This window comes from Streptomyces sp. NBC_00996 (assembly GCF_045162675.1).
Lineage (GTDB): Bacteria > Actinomycetota > Actinomycetes > Streptomycetales > Streptomycetaceae > Streptomyces.
Map to the genome: position 1 here is coordinate 10187417 of NZ_CP108723.1, position 14095 is coordinate 10201511.

At 71.2% G+C, this 14095-nt stretch carries 11 protein-coding genes; 4 read left to right on the plus strand and 7 right to left on the minus strand.

Annotated elements, in window-relative coordinates:
• The first annotated feature begins 21 nt into the window (after positions 1-21).
• The 3 genes from OG390_RS47185 to OG390_RS47195 all read left to right on the plus strand — a co-directional run bounded on the left by OG390_RS47185 (position 22) and on the right by OG390_RS47195 (position 3974).
• Positions 22-2454, plus strand: a complete 2433-nt coding sequence (locus OG390_RS47185; RefSeq protein ID WP_406176705.1) for a SpoIIE family protein phosphatase — start codon at positions 22-24, stop codon at positions 2452-2454.
• A gap of 63 nt (positions 2455-2517) precedes the next feature.
• The gene (locus tag OG390_RS47190) at positions 2518-3024 is read left to right on the plus strand and encodes a metallophosphoesterase family protein (RefSeq protein ID WP_406176706.1); all 507 of its coding nucleotides are present in this window, start codon (positions 2518-2520) and stop codon (positions 3022-3024) included.
• 41 nt (positions 3025-3065) lie between these two features.
• Positions 3066-3974, plus strand: coding sequence for an aminoglycoside phosphotransferase family protein (locus OG390_RS47195; RefSeq protein WP_406176708.1), 909 nt, complete (start codon positions 3066-3068; stop codon positions 3972-3974).
• Between the two features lie 5 nt (positions 3975-3979).
• Here the strand turns inward: OG390_RS47195 and OG390_RS47200 are convergent, their stop codons facing one another.
• The 7 genes from OG390_RS47200 to OG390_RS47230 form a co-directional block, all read right to left on the minus strand.
• Positions 3980-4666: an SRPBCC family protein gene (locus tag OG390_RS47200; RefSeq protein ID WP_406178290.1), complete on the minus strand. Its 687-nt coding sequence runs from the start codon at positions 4664-4666 to the stop codon at positions 3980-3982.
• Between the two features lie 69 nt (positions 4667-4735).
• Positions 4736-5857: an XdhC family protein gene (locus tag OG390_RS47205; protein ID WP_406176710.1), complete on the minus strand. Its 1122-nt coding sequence runs from the start codon at positions 5855-5857 to the stop codon at positions 4736-4738.
• A gap of 177 nt (positions 5858-6034) precedes the next feature.
• Positions 6035-7156, minus strand: coding sequence for a vWA domain-containing protein (locus tag OG390_RS47210; RefSeq protein WP_406176712.1), 1122 nt, complete (start codon positions 7154-7156; stop codon positions 6035-6037).
• A 4-nt stretch (positions 7157-7160) separates the two neighbouring features.
• Positions 7161-8051 (minus strand): AAA family ATPase, encoded by an 891-nt coding sequence (locus OG390_RS47215; RefSeq protein ID WP_406176713.1) that lies wholly within the window; start codon positions 8049-8051, stop codon positions 7161-7163.
• 16 nt (positions 8052-8067) lie between these two features.
• The gene (locus tag OG390_RS47220; RefSeq protein WP_406176715.1) at positions 8068-8922 is read right to left on the minus strand and encodes an FAD binding domain-containing protein; all 855 of its coding nucleotides are present in this window, start codon (positions 8920-8922) and stop codon (positions 8068-8070) included.
• Positions 8919-11300 carry a xanthine dehydrogenase family protein molybdopterin-binding subunit gene (locus OG390_RS47225; protein ID WP_406176716.1) on the minus strand — a complete coding sequence of 794 codons (2382 nt, stop codon included), beginning with the start codon at positions 11298-11300 and terminating at the stop codon, positions 8919-8921. The genes OG390_RS47220 and OG390_RS47225 overlap by 4 nt, the downstream gene beginning before the upstream one ends.
• Entirely contained in the window at positions 11297-11767 is a 471-nt protein-coding gene (locus tag OG390_RS47230; RefSeq protein WP_406176718.1) for a (2Fe-2S)-binding protein, read from the minus strand. The genes OG390_RS47225 and OG390_RS47230 overlap by 4 nt, the downstream gene beginning before the upstream one ends.
• Positions 11768-12014: 247 nt before the next feature.
• Between OG390_RS47230 and OG390_RS47235 the strand changes: the two genes are divergently transcribed.
• Entirely contained in the window at positions 12015-14009 is a 1995-nt protein-coding gene (locus OG390_RS47235) for a GTP-binding protein (RefSeq protein WP_406176720.1), read from the plus strand.
• The last annotated feature ends 86 nt before the right edge of the window (positions 14010-14095 follow it).

The following is a 14095-nucleotide window of genomic DNA, read 5'->3' on the forward strand; positions in this document are numbered from 1 at the left end:
GGAAGCGCTGTAATTGCGGACGTGGTCAGTGAGGGCGCTGCGGAACGCAGAACGAGAACGCTGCGTGCCGAACTTGCCCTCAAGACGCTCACCACGGACCTGGAGCCGCGCGAGCGGCTGCGCCGCGTCCTCGAACAGGCACTGGTCTACACCACCGCGACCCTGGCGGCGGTGTACTCACCGAGCGAGAGTGGCGAGGAACTGCACCTGGCCGAGTCCGCCGGGCTGCCGAGGATGCTGTACGGGCTGCGCGACAGCTATCCCCTCTCCGGCCGGTCCCCCGCGGTGGACGCCCACCGCTCGGGCCGGCCGCTGTGGCTCGGCCCGGAGGAACTCGGCCGCTGCGCGGACGCCCGGCGGCTTCCGTCCCAGGAGTTCGCGCTGGGGGCGCTGCCGCTGCGGGACGGCGGCTGCCTGATCGCCATCAGCGAGAACCCGGGCGGCTTCGGCTCCGAGGACCGGGAGTACCTGGGGTTGCTGGCCGAGGCCGTGGTCTGCCCGCCGCCCGCCGAGGCGGAGGACATGGAGGACCTGCCCGCCAGCTCCTTCAGCCTCGCCATGGACACCGGGCACGTCGAGGTCGACGACGAGATGCTGGAGCTGTTCGGCCTGGACGCGGACGACTTCGACGGCAAGGTGGAGACGCTGCTGTCGATGACCGTGCCGGAGGACCTGCCCTCGCTGATGTCCGCCGTGGAACCGGACCACATGTCCATCGGCGACCGCGAGCTGGAGTTCCGGATTCTGCAGCCGTCCGGCGGACAGCGCTGGCTGCGGCTGCGCGCCCGCCTGCTGCCCGGCGGCGAAGGCCGCCCGGCGCGACTCGTCGGCACGGTCTTCGACGCCTCGAAGCTGCGCTCCGGCGTCAACGACGTGGCCCGCGTCCAGCGGCTCGCCACGGCCCTCGCCACCGCGGGCACCGTCCGCGACGTCGGCCGGGCCGTGGTCGCCGCCCTGCGCAAGCCCCTCAGGGCCGACCGCATCGCCCTCGCCGGACTGGAGGGCGACCGACTCGTCGTCACCGTCCTCGACCCGCCCGAGCCCGAGTCCTGGCCCGAGCTGTGGCGCACCGAATGGCGCTCGGAGTGGCCGGACGCGCCGGTCCGCGCCATGCCGACGCTCGCCGCGGCGCTGAGCGAGGGGCGGCCCGCCATCTGGCCCGCCGGGGCGTCCCTGGAGCCGGCGCTCGCCGAGGTCGGCCCCGGCGGCCTCGCCGTCCTGCCGCTGCCCGCCGGCGGACGCATGGCCGGTGCCTGTCTGATCGGCTGGGACAGCCCGCACGACTTCGGCCCCGACGAGCGCGCCCTGCTCACCGCGGCCGCGGGTCTCGCGGGGCAGGCGCTGATGCGCGCCCACGCCTTCGACGCCGAACACGAACTCATCGGCATGCTCCAGCGCACGCTGCTCCCGCGCCGCCTGCCCCAGCTGCCCGGCGCGGTCGCCGTCGCCCGCTACCTTCCGACCACGGCGGGTCTGGAGGTCGGCGGCGACTGGTACGACGTGATCCCGCTGCCCGACAACCACGTCGCCCTCGTCATCGGTGACGTCCAGGGACACAACGCCTCGGCCGCGACCCTCATGGGCCAGATGCGCACGGCGCTGCGCGCCTACGCCATCGAGGGGCATCCCCCGGACGTGGTGGTCTCGCACGCCAATCGTCTCCTCATGGACCTCGAGACTGACCTCTTCGCCACCTGCTGTTACGTCGATGTGGACATGGAGGAGGGCTCCGCCTGGTACGTCCGCGCCGGACATCTGCCGCCGGTGCTGCGTCACCCGGACGGCCGCACCGAGGTTCCCGAGTCCGAGGGCGGCCCGCCGCTCGGCGTCGTCACCCAGGCGGACTTCCCGATGACCCCTCTGCGGCTCCAGCCCGGCACGATCGTGGCCCTGACCACGGACGGTCTCGTCGAGTCCGTCGAGGTCGACATCGAGGACGGCCTGAACCGGCTCGCCTCGGAACTTTCCCGCTCCGACCCCGCCCACCTGGGACTCGTGGCCGACGCACTGCTCGCCGGCGCCAACCGCAGCGACGACGTGGCCCTGCTCCTGATGCGCTACGACGGCCTGGCGACGCGCCCGCTCCGCGAGAGCTGGACCGTCTGGCGCGTCCCCGAGGCGGTCCGGCACGCCCGCCGCTTCACCCGGCGCACCCTGCGCACCTGGGGCGTGAGCGACAACCTGGACGCCGTACTCCTCGTCGTCTCCGAACTCGTCACCAACGCCCTCGTGCACACCGACGGCCAGGTCCGGCTCGACTTCACCCTGATCAACCACCGGCTGCGGGTCTCGGTCGCCGACAACTCGCCGCGCACGCCGATCAAGCCCACCAGCATCGGCTGGGAGGCCACCGGCGGCCGCGGCATCCTCCTCGTCGAGGCCATGTCGGCGGCCTGGGGGACGGTGCCGGTGAGCGGCGGGAAGCAGGTGTGGAGCGAGGTCCTGTTGGAGTGACCGCGTGCGCGGTGGGGCGTGGGTGCACGCTGCGGAATCACGGGGGAGTGACACCCTGAGGGTGTGCGTCTTCTGCTGATGTCCGACACCCACCTCCCGAAGCGGGCGAAGGAACTGCCTGCACAGCTCCTCGCCGAACTCCCGCTCGCCGACGTCGTCGTGCACGCGGGCGACTGGGTGGACACCGCCACCCTCGACCTGCTGGAGCACCGCTCCCGCGCGGTCCTCGGCGTGTACGGCAACAACGACGGCCCGGCCCTGCGCGCCCGCCTCCCCGAGGTCGCCCGCGCCGAACTGGGCGGCCTGCGTTTCGCGGTCGTCCACGAGACCGGTGCCGCCCAGGGCCGCGAACACCGCTGCGCCGAGCGCTTTCCCGACCTCGACGTCCTGGTCTTCGGGCACAGCCACATCCCCTGGGACTCGACAACGGAGACCGGCCTGCGCCTGCTCAACCCCGGCTCGCCGACCGACCGCCGCCGTCAGCCCCACTGCACCTACATGACCGCGACAGCGGCGGACGGCGGGCTCACCGACGTCACACTGCACCGACTGCCGCCGCGCACCGGTTAATGGAGTGGACGGCTGACGGCCGCGCCCAGTGAGATGGCGGCGTGTTGATCGACGCCGATCTCGTACGCCGTCTGCTCGCGGGGCAGTTCCCCCAGTGGGCGGAACTGCCCCTGTCACCCGTCCCGTTGTCGGGCATGGACAACGCGACCTTCCGACTGGGCGAGGACCTGTCCGTACGGCTGCCGCGCTACTCCCACTGGGTCGGCCAGGTGGAACGCGAGCACACGTGGCTGCCGCGTCTCGCGCCGCACCTGCCGCTGCGCGTGTCCGAACCGGTGGCGAAGGGAGAGCCGGGGGAGGGGTACCCCTACCCCTGGTCCGTCTACCGATGGCTGGAGGGGGAGACGGCCACGACGGAAGGCCTGGTCGATCCGGTCGCAGCGGCCGTGCAGCTCGCCGAGTTCATCACCGCGCTGCACGAACTCGACGCCACCGGCGGTCCCGGCCCCGAGCCGAGCAACGCGTTCCGCGGTGTGCCGATGGGGGACGAGCGGGACTCCCTGGCGGCCGAAGCGCGGGTCCGCCCCAAGATCGAGGCGCTCAAGGGCATGGTCGACACCGACGCGGTGACGGAGGTGTGGGAAGCGGCGCTCGCGGCGCCCGCGTGGGAGGCGCCGCCGGTGTGGATCCACGGTGACCTGGCGACCGGCAATCTCCTCGCTGTCGACGGCCGGTTGAGCGCGGTCATCGACTTCGGGACGCTCGCCGTGGGCGACCCTGCCGTCGATCTGCTGCCCGCGTGGATGTTCCTGCCCGCCCAGGCACGCGGCGCATTCCGCGCCGCGCTCGATCTGGACGACGCGACCTGGGCGCGGGGGCGCGGCTGGGCGCTCGCCGGATCCCTGCCCGTGCCGGACGACCCGTTCTTCCAGAAGGACCCTGCTCGGGTGACCGCGGCGCTGCACCACCTGGAGCAGGTGATCGCCGATCACCGCGATGTGGTCGGCTGACCGGCTCAGTGGCGCCGACGGCGTCGTAGGCGCAAGAACACCAGTGCCGCGGCGACGGCCGCGGCGACCGCCACGACCAACCGCTTGGCGACCGGCATCCCCGCCGTCCTGATCAGGTCGATCGGCTCCGCCTCGGAGCGCACCGCGACCGAGGGCGCGTTGAGCGGCTCGAATTCTTCGCGTCGGCCTGGTTCCGCGGCTCGGTCGGGCGCTTCTTCGGCGCCGCCAGGCGCTTCTTCGGGGCGGCCGGATTCCTGGAGGCGCTCGGAGAGACAGTCCGCGAACCGCCCCACCAGCTTGTCGCCCACCTCCGCCATGACCCCGCGTCCGAACTGTGCCGGACGCCCCGTCACCGTCAGATCGGTCTCCACCGACACGGCCGTGCCGCCGTCGCGTTCGCTGAGTGTGCCCGTGACTCTGGCCTGTGCCGTGCCCTGGCCGCGCGACTCCTTGCCGCCGGCGATCAGCACCATCCGGTGCGCCGCCTCGTCCTGTTCCTCGAAGACGGCGGTGCCCCGGTATGTCAGCGTGATCGGGCCCACCTTCACCTTCACCGAGCCGGTCACGGTCTTGCCGTCGTAGTCATCGACCGTCGCGCCCGGCATGCACGGGGCGACCCGCTCGATGTCGAGGAGCACCCGCCAGGCGTCCTCGACCGGGACGGGGACTGTGAACTCGTGGTGCAGATCCATCATTTCCTCCTGGATCGAGCTACCGGGAACACTTGTGGATCGGGCTCCTGCGGCCGCTCCTGGTTCGGGCTACCTCGGATGGATCGCCCCGCCCGTCGCCGTCAGGGGCGCTCCGCTGCCGCCCCACCGCAGCGCGACGATCTCCGCGGCGACCGACACGGCGACTTCCTCGGGCGTACGGGCCCCGAGGTCGAGGCCGAGGGGCGAGCGCAGCCGGGACAGATCACGCTCGGAGAGACCGGCATCGGTCAGCCGTTTCATCCGCTCGTCGTGCGTACGACGGCTGCCCATCGCCCCGATGTACGCGGCCGGGCGGCGCAGCGCCTCCTCGAGCAGGGGCACGTCGAACTTCGGGTCGTGGGTGAGGACGCAGATCACGGTGCGCGCGTCGGTCGTCGTACCGCTCAGATAGCGGTGCGGCCAGTCGACGACCACGTCCACGCCCTCCGGGAACCGTTTCGGCGTGGCGAAGACCGGCCGGGCGTCGCACACCGTGACCCGGTAGCCCAGGAAGGCACCGATCCGGGCCACCGCGGCCGCGTAGTCGATCGCGCCGAAAACCAGCATGCGGGGCGGTGGCGCGAAGGAGTTGAGGAAGACCGTGACGGCGTCCTCGCGGCGCTCGCCGTGCGGCCCGTAGTGCCGCCGGATCGTGGCGCCCTGGGCCAGCTCACCGCGCGCGTCGGCGGCGACGGCGACGTCCAGACCCGGCGACCCGAGGGAGCCCGACACCCCACCGGAGGGGGTCCCCGACTCCTCCTCCGGCCATACGGCGAGCGTGGCCCCGAGCGGCGCCGGTCCGTCGATCACCGTCGCCACCGTCACCGGGCGGCCCGCGGCCACCGACTCGGCCACCGCGCCGAAGGACGGGTCGTCGGCGGGGGACACCCGGCGGACGAGCAGCGTGATCTCGCCGCCGCAGGTGAGCCCTACGGCGAACGCGTCCTCATCGCTGTACCCGAAGGACTCCACACGCGCCTCGCCGGACTGCACGACGTCCTGGGCCAGCTCGAAGACCGCGCCCTCCACACAGCCGCCGGACACACTGCCCACGACTTCGTCGGCCGGGCCCACGGCCATGGCCGCGCCCGGGTCGCGGGGCGCGCTGCGGCTCACCGACACCACTGTGGCGAGCCCGAACGGCGACCCCGCCGCGTACCACTGGTTGAGCGCCGGGAGGATGTCACGCATCGCTCGTTCCCTTCACCGCGGGGTGCGTCTGCCTCAAGGATCCGCCCTTTCCGAAGGGCACGGTGCATCTCGGAGGTCCGCCATTTCCGCGGGACCCCGTTCTCCTCACGGCCTCACTCTGTCCGCAGGATCCCGCTCTCCTCACGGCCTCACCCTGTCCGCAGGATCCCGTTCTCCTCAAGGGTCCGCTCCTCTCACCACCGCCGCCAGACGCTCCAGCGCGGCCAGGCTGTGCCCCTCGACGAAGGCGTCCACGCTCGGCAGCGCCGCCGCCATCCCGCCGGCCAGGGGCGCGTAGCCGGGACGGGCCTTGCGCGGATTGGCCCAGATCACCCGGTGCGCGAGCCGGTGCAAGCGTCGCATCTGGGCCGCGAGCAGGGCCGGATCGCCACGCTCCCAGCCGTCCGAGAGGACCACCACGACCGCGCCGCGTGCCATGCCCCGTCGGCCCCAGCGGTCCAGGAAGCCGCGCAGCATCTCGCCGAGCCGAGTGCCGCCGCGCCAGTCGGGAACCGCCGCTGCGAGTGCCGCCATGGCCGTGTCGGGGTCGCGGTGCGTGAGTTCGCGGGTCACCCGGGTCAGCCGGGTGCCGATGGTGAAGACCTCCGTGCCGGTGCCGTGCGAGGCCGCGTGCGCGAACCGCAGCAGCGCGTCCGCGTAGGGGGCCATCGAGCCGCTCACATCCACGAGCAGCACGACCCGGCGCGGGCGTTCGGCCCGGGCGTGCAGTCGCAGCCGGGCCGGCTCACCACCGCGCCGCAGCATCTCCCGTACGGTACGCCCCGGATCCACGCTGCCACGCCGCGCCGGGTGCCGCCGCGCGGAGCGCCGCACCTCGCCGCGCAGCCGGAAGGCGGCCAGCAGCCGCCGCAGTTGCTCCCGCTCGGCCGCTGTGAGCCCGGCGAAGTCGCGATGGCGCAGCACGTCGGTGGAGCTGGCGAGCGTGGCCGTCGGTACGGCGTCCTCCGGGGCTCGCGTCGCCGTGGGAGGCACGGGACCGGCGTCGCGGACGGCCAGGCGCAGGCGTGGCGGGGGAGTGGACCGCGTCGGGGTGCCTTGCGTCTTCGTGCCGAAGTAGGCCGCGAAGACCCGTTCGTAGCGTTCGAGATCGTCCTGGCTCCCGCACAGGGTGAGCCGTCCCGCCCAGTACACATCGGATCGCGCGCCCGGATCGAGGAGACCGAGCGCGCCGAGGAAGGCCTGTACGCGGTCGGGCGCGGCGTCGACACCGGCCGTGCGCAGGGCTCGGGCGAACCCGACCAGGACGGCGGACGCGTCGACGGTGCCCTCGCGTCCCATGGTCCTACGCCCCCCGGGCGGAAAGGATCGACGTCAGGTCGAGACCGCGGGCGCGCTCGGCGTCCTCGCGGTACTTCAGCACCGATCCCAGCGTGGCCACCGCCAGCTCGGCGTCCACCTCGGTCGCACCCAGCGCGTGCAGGGCCTCGGCCCAGTCGATCGTCTCCGCGACCCCGGGCGGTTTGAGCAGGTCCTCGGTGCGCAGGGCCTGGACGAGCGCGGTGACCTGCTCGGCGAGCCGGGCGGTGACCTCCGGCAACCTCCGTCTCACGATGGCGAGTTCGCGGGCGAAGCCGGGGTGGTCGAACCAGTGGTAGAGGCAGCGTCGCTTCAGGGCGTCGTGCACCTCGCGGGTGCGGTTGGAGGTGAGGACGACGACGGGCGGTGACTCGGCGCGCAGCGTGCCCAGTTCGGGAACGGTGACCGCGTACTCCGACAACAGCTCCAGCAGGAACGCCTCGAACTCGTCGTCCGCGCGGTCCACTTCGTCGACGAGCAACACGGACGGATGGGTTTCCAGCGCCTGCAGGAGGGGCCGGGTGATGAGGAACCGCCGGTCGTACAGCTCGCCTTCGAGCCGGTCGGCGTCCGTGATGCCCGCCGCCTCGGCGGCCCGCAGGTGCAGGAGCTGGCGCGGGAAGTCCCAGTCGTACAGGGCCTGCGACGCGTCGATGCCCTCGTAGCACTGCAACCGGATCAGCGGAGCGCCGATCGCCTCGGCGAGGGCGGACGCGAGCGCGGTCTTGCCCACGCCCGCGTCGCCCTCGCAGAAGATCGGCCGGTGCAGCCGCAGTGCCAGGAAACAGGCGACGGCCAGCCCGTCGTCGACGAGGTACCCGGTCTTCTCCAGTCGGGCCCGCACCTCGTCCGGACCGTTCAAGCCGTCCACGACCATGCCGGTGATGGGCTCCTCACCCCATCCCGCCGGCGGCCAGCACCGCCCGCCTGGTCAGGACCTGGGCGAGGTGCGCGCGGTACGCGGGCGAGGCCGAGGGATCGGACGACGGGTGCGTCCCGTCTGCCGCCACCTCGGCAGCCCGTTGCACCGCGCCCGGTGCCGCGGCGCCCACGAGTGCCTCTTCGGTGGCCCCGGCGCGCAGCGGTGTCGAGCCCATGTTCGTGAGCCCGATCCTGGCCTCGGCGATGTGCCCGTTGTCGCGCCGCACCAGTGCTGCCACGCCGACCACGGCCCAGGACTGTGCGACCCGGTGGAACTTCTCGTAGTGGAAACCCCAGCCGTCGACCGTCGGTATCTCCACCTCCACCAGAAGCTCATCCGGGTGCAGCGCTGTCTGCAGATAGTCCACGAAGAACTCGCGGGCGGGGATGGCACGCCGTCCCGCCGGGCCCTCCGCGATCAGCGTCGCGTCGAGCGCGAGGATCACGGCGGGCAGGTCACCGGCCGGGTCGGCGTGCGCGAGCGAACCGCCGAGGGTGCCGCGATGGCGGACGGCGGGGTCGGCGACCGTTGCCGTGGCCGCCGTGAGCAGCCCGGCATGCCGGCGGACCCGTGGATCGCGGATGACGTCGTGGTGCGAGGTCATCGCGCCGATGATCAGCGTTCCCTCGTCCTCGCGGATCCCGCGCAGCTGTGCAATGCGGCCGACGTCGACGACCAGTTCGGGAAAGGCCAGCCGCAGCCGCAGCAGCGGCAGCAGGCTCTGGCCGCCGGCCAGCACCTTCGCGTCCTCGCCCGCGTCCGCGAGGGTGCGCACGGCCTCCTCGACGCTCGCGGGCCTGGCGTACTCGAATGCCGGGGGAATCATGCTGAGCCGTCCTTTCCGGAACGAGCCTGCTCGATGGCCTCCCAGACCCGCAGCGGCGTACAGGGCATCGCCACCTCGGTCACCCCCAGCGGCCGCAGCGCGTCCACGATCGCGTTGACGACCGCGGGCGTCGAGGCGATGGTCCCCGCCTCACCGACTCCCTTGGCGCCCAAGGGATTCGAGGTGGCCGGCGTCTCCGTCCGGTCCGTCACGAACTCGGGCAGGTCGGGTGCCGAGGGCACCAGATAGTCGGCCATGGTGCCCGACACCAGGTTGCCCTCGTCGTCGTACACCGCCTCCTCGTACAGCGCCTGCGCGATGCCCTGCGCGACTCCGCCGTGCACCTGCCCCTCGACGATCATCGGGTTGACGGCCCGGCCGACGTCGTCGACGCAGACGTAACTGCGGATGGTGGTCCGGCCGGTCTCGGTGTCGACCTCGACGGCACACAGATGGGTGCCGTGCGGGTAGGAGAAGTTCTCCGGGTCGACCAGGTGCTCGGCGTTGATGGTGGGTTCCATGCCGTCGGGCAGGTCGTGCGAGGAGAACGTCTCGAAGGCGATCTCCTGGATGGTCCTGCACGCCTCGGGCGAGCCCTTCACGGAGAACACGCCGTGCGTGAACTCCAGGTCGTGCTCGCTCGCTTCGAGGAGGTGCGCGGCCACCTTCCGAGCCTTCTCCACCACCTTCCGGGCGGCGTGGTGCACGGCGGCCCCGCCGACGACGAGCGAGCGCGAGCCGTAGGTGTCCATGCCCTGCGGCGCCGCCTTGGTGTCGCCGTGCACCACTTCGACGTCTTCGAAGGGCACTCCCAGGACGTCGGAGGCGATCTGGCTCCAGCAGGTCACATGCCCCTGTCCGTGCGGACTGGTGCCGGTGACCACTTCGACCTTGCCGGTCGGCAGCATGCGGATGCTCGCCGCCTCCCAGCCTCCGGCCGCGTACCGCAGATCCCGCAGCACCCGGCTGGGCGCGAGCCCGCACATCTCGGTGTACGTGGACACACCGATGCCGAGCCGCACCACGTCACCGTGCTCGTTGCGCTTCTGCTGCTCGGAGCGCAGCCCGTCGTATCCGAAGAGCGCGAGCGCCTTGTCGGTGGCGGCCTCGTAGTTGCCGCTGTCGTACGTCAGCCCCGCGACGGCCGTGTACGGGAACTCCCCGTGGCGGATCCAGTTGCGCCGCCTCAACTCGATCGGATCCAGGCCGAGTTCGACGGCCAGCTCGTCCATGATCCGTTCGATGGCGTACGTCGCCTCGGGACGCCCGGCGCCGCGGTAGGCGTCCGTGGGCGTCTTGGTCGTGAAGACGCCGGTGCACGTGAAGTCGTACGCGTCCATCTTGTAGATCCCCGGATACATGAAGGCGCCCAGGATCGGGATGCCCGGCGTCACGAGCATGAGGTACGCCCCCATGTCGGCGAGGAGGTCGACCTTGAGGCCGAGCAGCTTGCCCTCGTCGGTGGCGGCGATCTCGATGTCCTGGATCATCCCGCGCCCGTGATGGGTGGCGAGATACCCCTCGGACCGTGACTCGGTCCACTTCACGGGGCGGCCCAGCCGCCGCGCCACGGCGAGTGCGAGGGCCTCCTCGCCGTACACCTGGAGCTTGGAACCGAAGCCGCCGCCCACGTCGGGGGCGATCACCCGCAGCTTGTGCTCGGGGACGCCGGTGACCATGGACAGCATGATGCGCAGGATGTGCGGGATCTGGGTGGCGGAGTAGACGGTGTACTCGCCGGAGGCGGCCAGTGGCGTCACGACCACCGCTCGCGGCTCCATCGCGTTGGGGATGAGCCGCTGCTGCACATAGCGGCGCTTGAGGACCACGTCCGCGCGCTGCCGGACCGAGGCGTAGTCCTCACCGGTGGCGAGGGGCCAGACGTAGCAGCGGTTGGTGCCCTTGTCGGCATGGACCAGCGGGGCGTCCTCGGTGAGGGCGGCCTCCAGGTCGAGGACCGGGGGCAGGGGTGTGTAGTCGACCTCGACGGCTTCCAGGGCGTCGGCGGCGGCGTACCGGTCGCGGGCCACGACGACGGCCACCGGGTCGCCGGCGTAGCGGACTTCGTCGACCGCGATCGGCGGGTGGTCCGGGAGGACGATGTCCTCGGTGACCGGCCAGGCGCAGGGCAGTGAGCCGAGGCCTTCGGCCAGGTCACGGCCGCTGAAGGCGGCGACCACGCCGGGGCGCTCGCGCGCGGGTGCCACGTCGACCCGGTCGATGCGGGCGTGCGCCATGGGGCTGCGCAGAATCGCCAGGTGCAGCAGTCCGTTGACGCTGATGTTGTCCGTCCAGTTGGTCTGGCCGGTGACGAGACGGGCGTCCTCCTTGCGCGGCCGGGAGCGGCCGACCTCACGCTCGGTGATCTGGTCGGTCATGTCGTGACCTCCTGACCGGAGGCGGCCAGGACCGCGCGCACGATGTTCTGGTAGCCGGTGCACCGGCAGAGGTTCCCCTCCAGGGCCTGGCGCACGTCGTCCGCGGTCGGATCGGGGTTCTCGCGGAGCAGATCCCGGGCGGCCATGATCATTCCCGGTGTGCAGTAGCCGCACTGCAGGGCGTGCCGCTCGTGGAACGCCGTCTGCAGCGGATGCCACTCTCCGTCCCGGGCGAGTCCCTGGACCGTCGTCACTTCGCTCCCGTCGGCCTGGACGGCGAGCACCGAGCAGCTCTTGACGCTCTCCCCGTCGAGGTCGACCGTGCAGGCCCCGCAGTTCGACGTGTCGCAGCCGATGGGGGTGCCGGTCAGGCCGAGGCGGTCTCGCAGGTAGTGGACCAGGAGGAGGCGGGGTTCGACCTCGTCCTCGTACGTGGTGCCGTCCACCTTCACCGAAATGCGGGTCATGTGCCCTCCCAGAGAGCCAGGTGAGGGGTATCAGCCATTTTACGTGACGTGCGTCACTCTAAGGCCGCCTGTCGAGGGGGGCGAGCGCTACGGCACGCATTTGTTGAGCGTTAATCCGTTGCCGCCGGGGGCCGTCGGCTGCTGCACTACGAGGGACGCGTCGACCAAGATCGAGGAGCAGCAATGCGCACACCGCTCATGTCCACCCAGGAAGGAATCACTCCCACTTCAAAGGACATGACGCCCGGTGCATATGCTCAACCTGGGAATTCTGGCGCACGTAGACGCCGGTAAGACAAGCCTGACCGAGCGGCTCCTGCACTCGGTCGGGGTCATCGACGAGATCGGCAGCGTCGACGACGGAAACACCCAGACCGATTCTCTCGCGCTGGAACGACAGCGTGGCATCACGATCAAGTCCGCCGTCGTCTCCTTCGCGATCGACGACGTCACCGTCAATCTGATCGACACCCCTGGCCACCCCGACTTCATCGCCGAGGTGGAGCGGGTGCTCAGCGTGCTCGACGGCGCCGTACTCGTCGTCTCGGCCGTGGAGGGTGTACAGGCGCAGACCCGTGTGCTCATGCGGACACTCCAGCGGCTGCGGATTCCCACGCTCGTCTTCGTGAACAAGATCGACCGCCGCGGAGCGCGGTGCGACCGTGTACTGGAGGCGATCTCCGCGCGACTCACCCCGGCGATCATCCCGATGGGCCGGGTGGCTGAACCGGGCATCCGCGAGGCTCGCTTCACCCCGTTCGACGACGCCGGCCTCCGGGCGCCTCTTCTCGATCTGCTCGCCGAGCACGACGACGACCTGCTCGCCGCGTATGTCGAGGGCCGCGAGGGCCGAGTGTCGTACGACCGGCTCCGCGCCGCTCTCGTGCGGCAGACGCGGGAGGCCCTGGTGCACCCCGTGTTCTTCGGCTCGGCCATGACGGGCGCGGGCATCGCGGAACTGATTTCCGGGATCAAGGAGTTGCTGCCCTCGGCGGAGGGTGATGTCGACGGCCCGGTCTCGGCCGGCGTCTTCAAGGTCGAGCGCGGATCCGCGGGGGAGAAGATCGCGTACGCGCGGATGTTCTCCGGGACGCTGCGTACGCGCGACCGGTTGACCTTCCGCGACGGCGAGAAGGGCAAGGTCACCGCGACCAGCGTCTTCGACCAGGGCTCGGCCACGGGGGAGGGGGCGGTGACGGCGGGGCGGATCGGCAAGCTCTGGGGGCTGAACGACATCCGTATCGGCGACGTCATCGGAGTACCGCGGAAATCGTCGGCGGACGAGCACCATTTCTCCCCGCCGACGCTCGAAACCGTCGTCGTACCCTGCCGTGCGGCCGGCAAGGGTGCCCTGCATCTCGCGCTGACCCAACTCGCCGAACAGGACCCGTTGATCAATCTCCGGCACGACGAGATCCGCAAGGAGATCTCCGTGTCGCTCTACGGCGAGGTGCAGAAGGAGGTCATCCAGGCGACACTGGCGGACGAATTCGCTATCGACGTGGTGTTCCGCGAGACGACACCCCTGTGCATCGAACGCCCCGTGGGCACCGGTGCGGCGGTCGAGTTCAACAAGAAGGACCCCAATCCGTTTCTCGCGACCGTCGGACTGCGCATCGATCCGGCGCCCCTCGATTCCGGTGTGGAATTCCGGCTGGAGGTCGAACTGGGTGCGATGCCGTACGCGTTCTTCAAGGCGGTCGAGGACACCGTGAAGGAGACGCTGGGGCAGGGAATCCACGGGTGGCAGGTCACCGACTGCACGGTCACCATGACCCACTCCGGCTATTCGCCGCGGCAGAGCCACGCACACCAGGGCTTCGACAAGAGCATGTCCAGTACCGGCGCCGACTTCCGGGGCCTGACACCGTTGGTGGTGATGAGCGCACTCCGGGAAGCGGGCAGTCAGGTGTACGAGCCGATGCACCGGTTCCGCGTGGAGGCCCCGGCGGACACGCTCGCGGCGGTGCTGCCCGTGCTCGCGCAACAGCGCGCCGTGCCGCAGACCACGGGGATCCGTGGCGTGTCGTGTGTGCTGGAAGGCGTGATCCCGGTCGCCCGGGTGCATGAACTGGAGCGCCAGCTACCGGGGTTGACGCGTGGCGAGGGCGAGCTGGAGTGCGCCTTCGACCACTACGCGCCGGTCGTGCGGGGCGAGGTCCCGGACCGTCCGCGGACCGACCTCAACCCGCTCGACCGGAAGGAGTACCTGCTGAACATGACGCGTCGGGTCGGCAGTTGAGACCAATGGGGCGTACGAGGTCTATGAGACGGACGGAAGAAGTAGAACCTTACTCATAAGTCAGAACCGTTGACGCGTCCTGATGC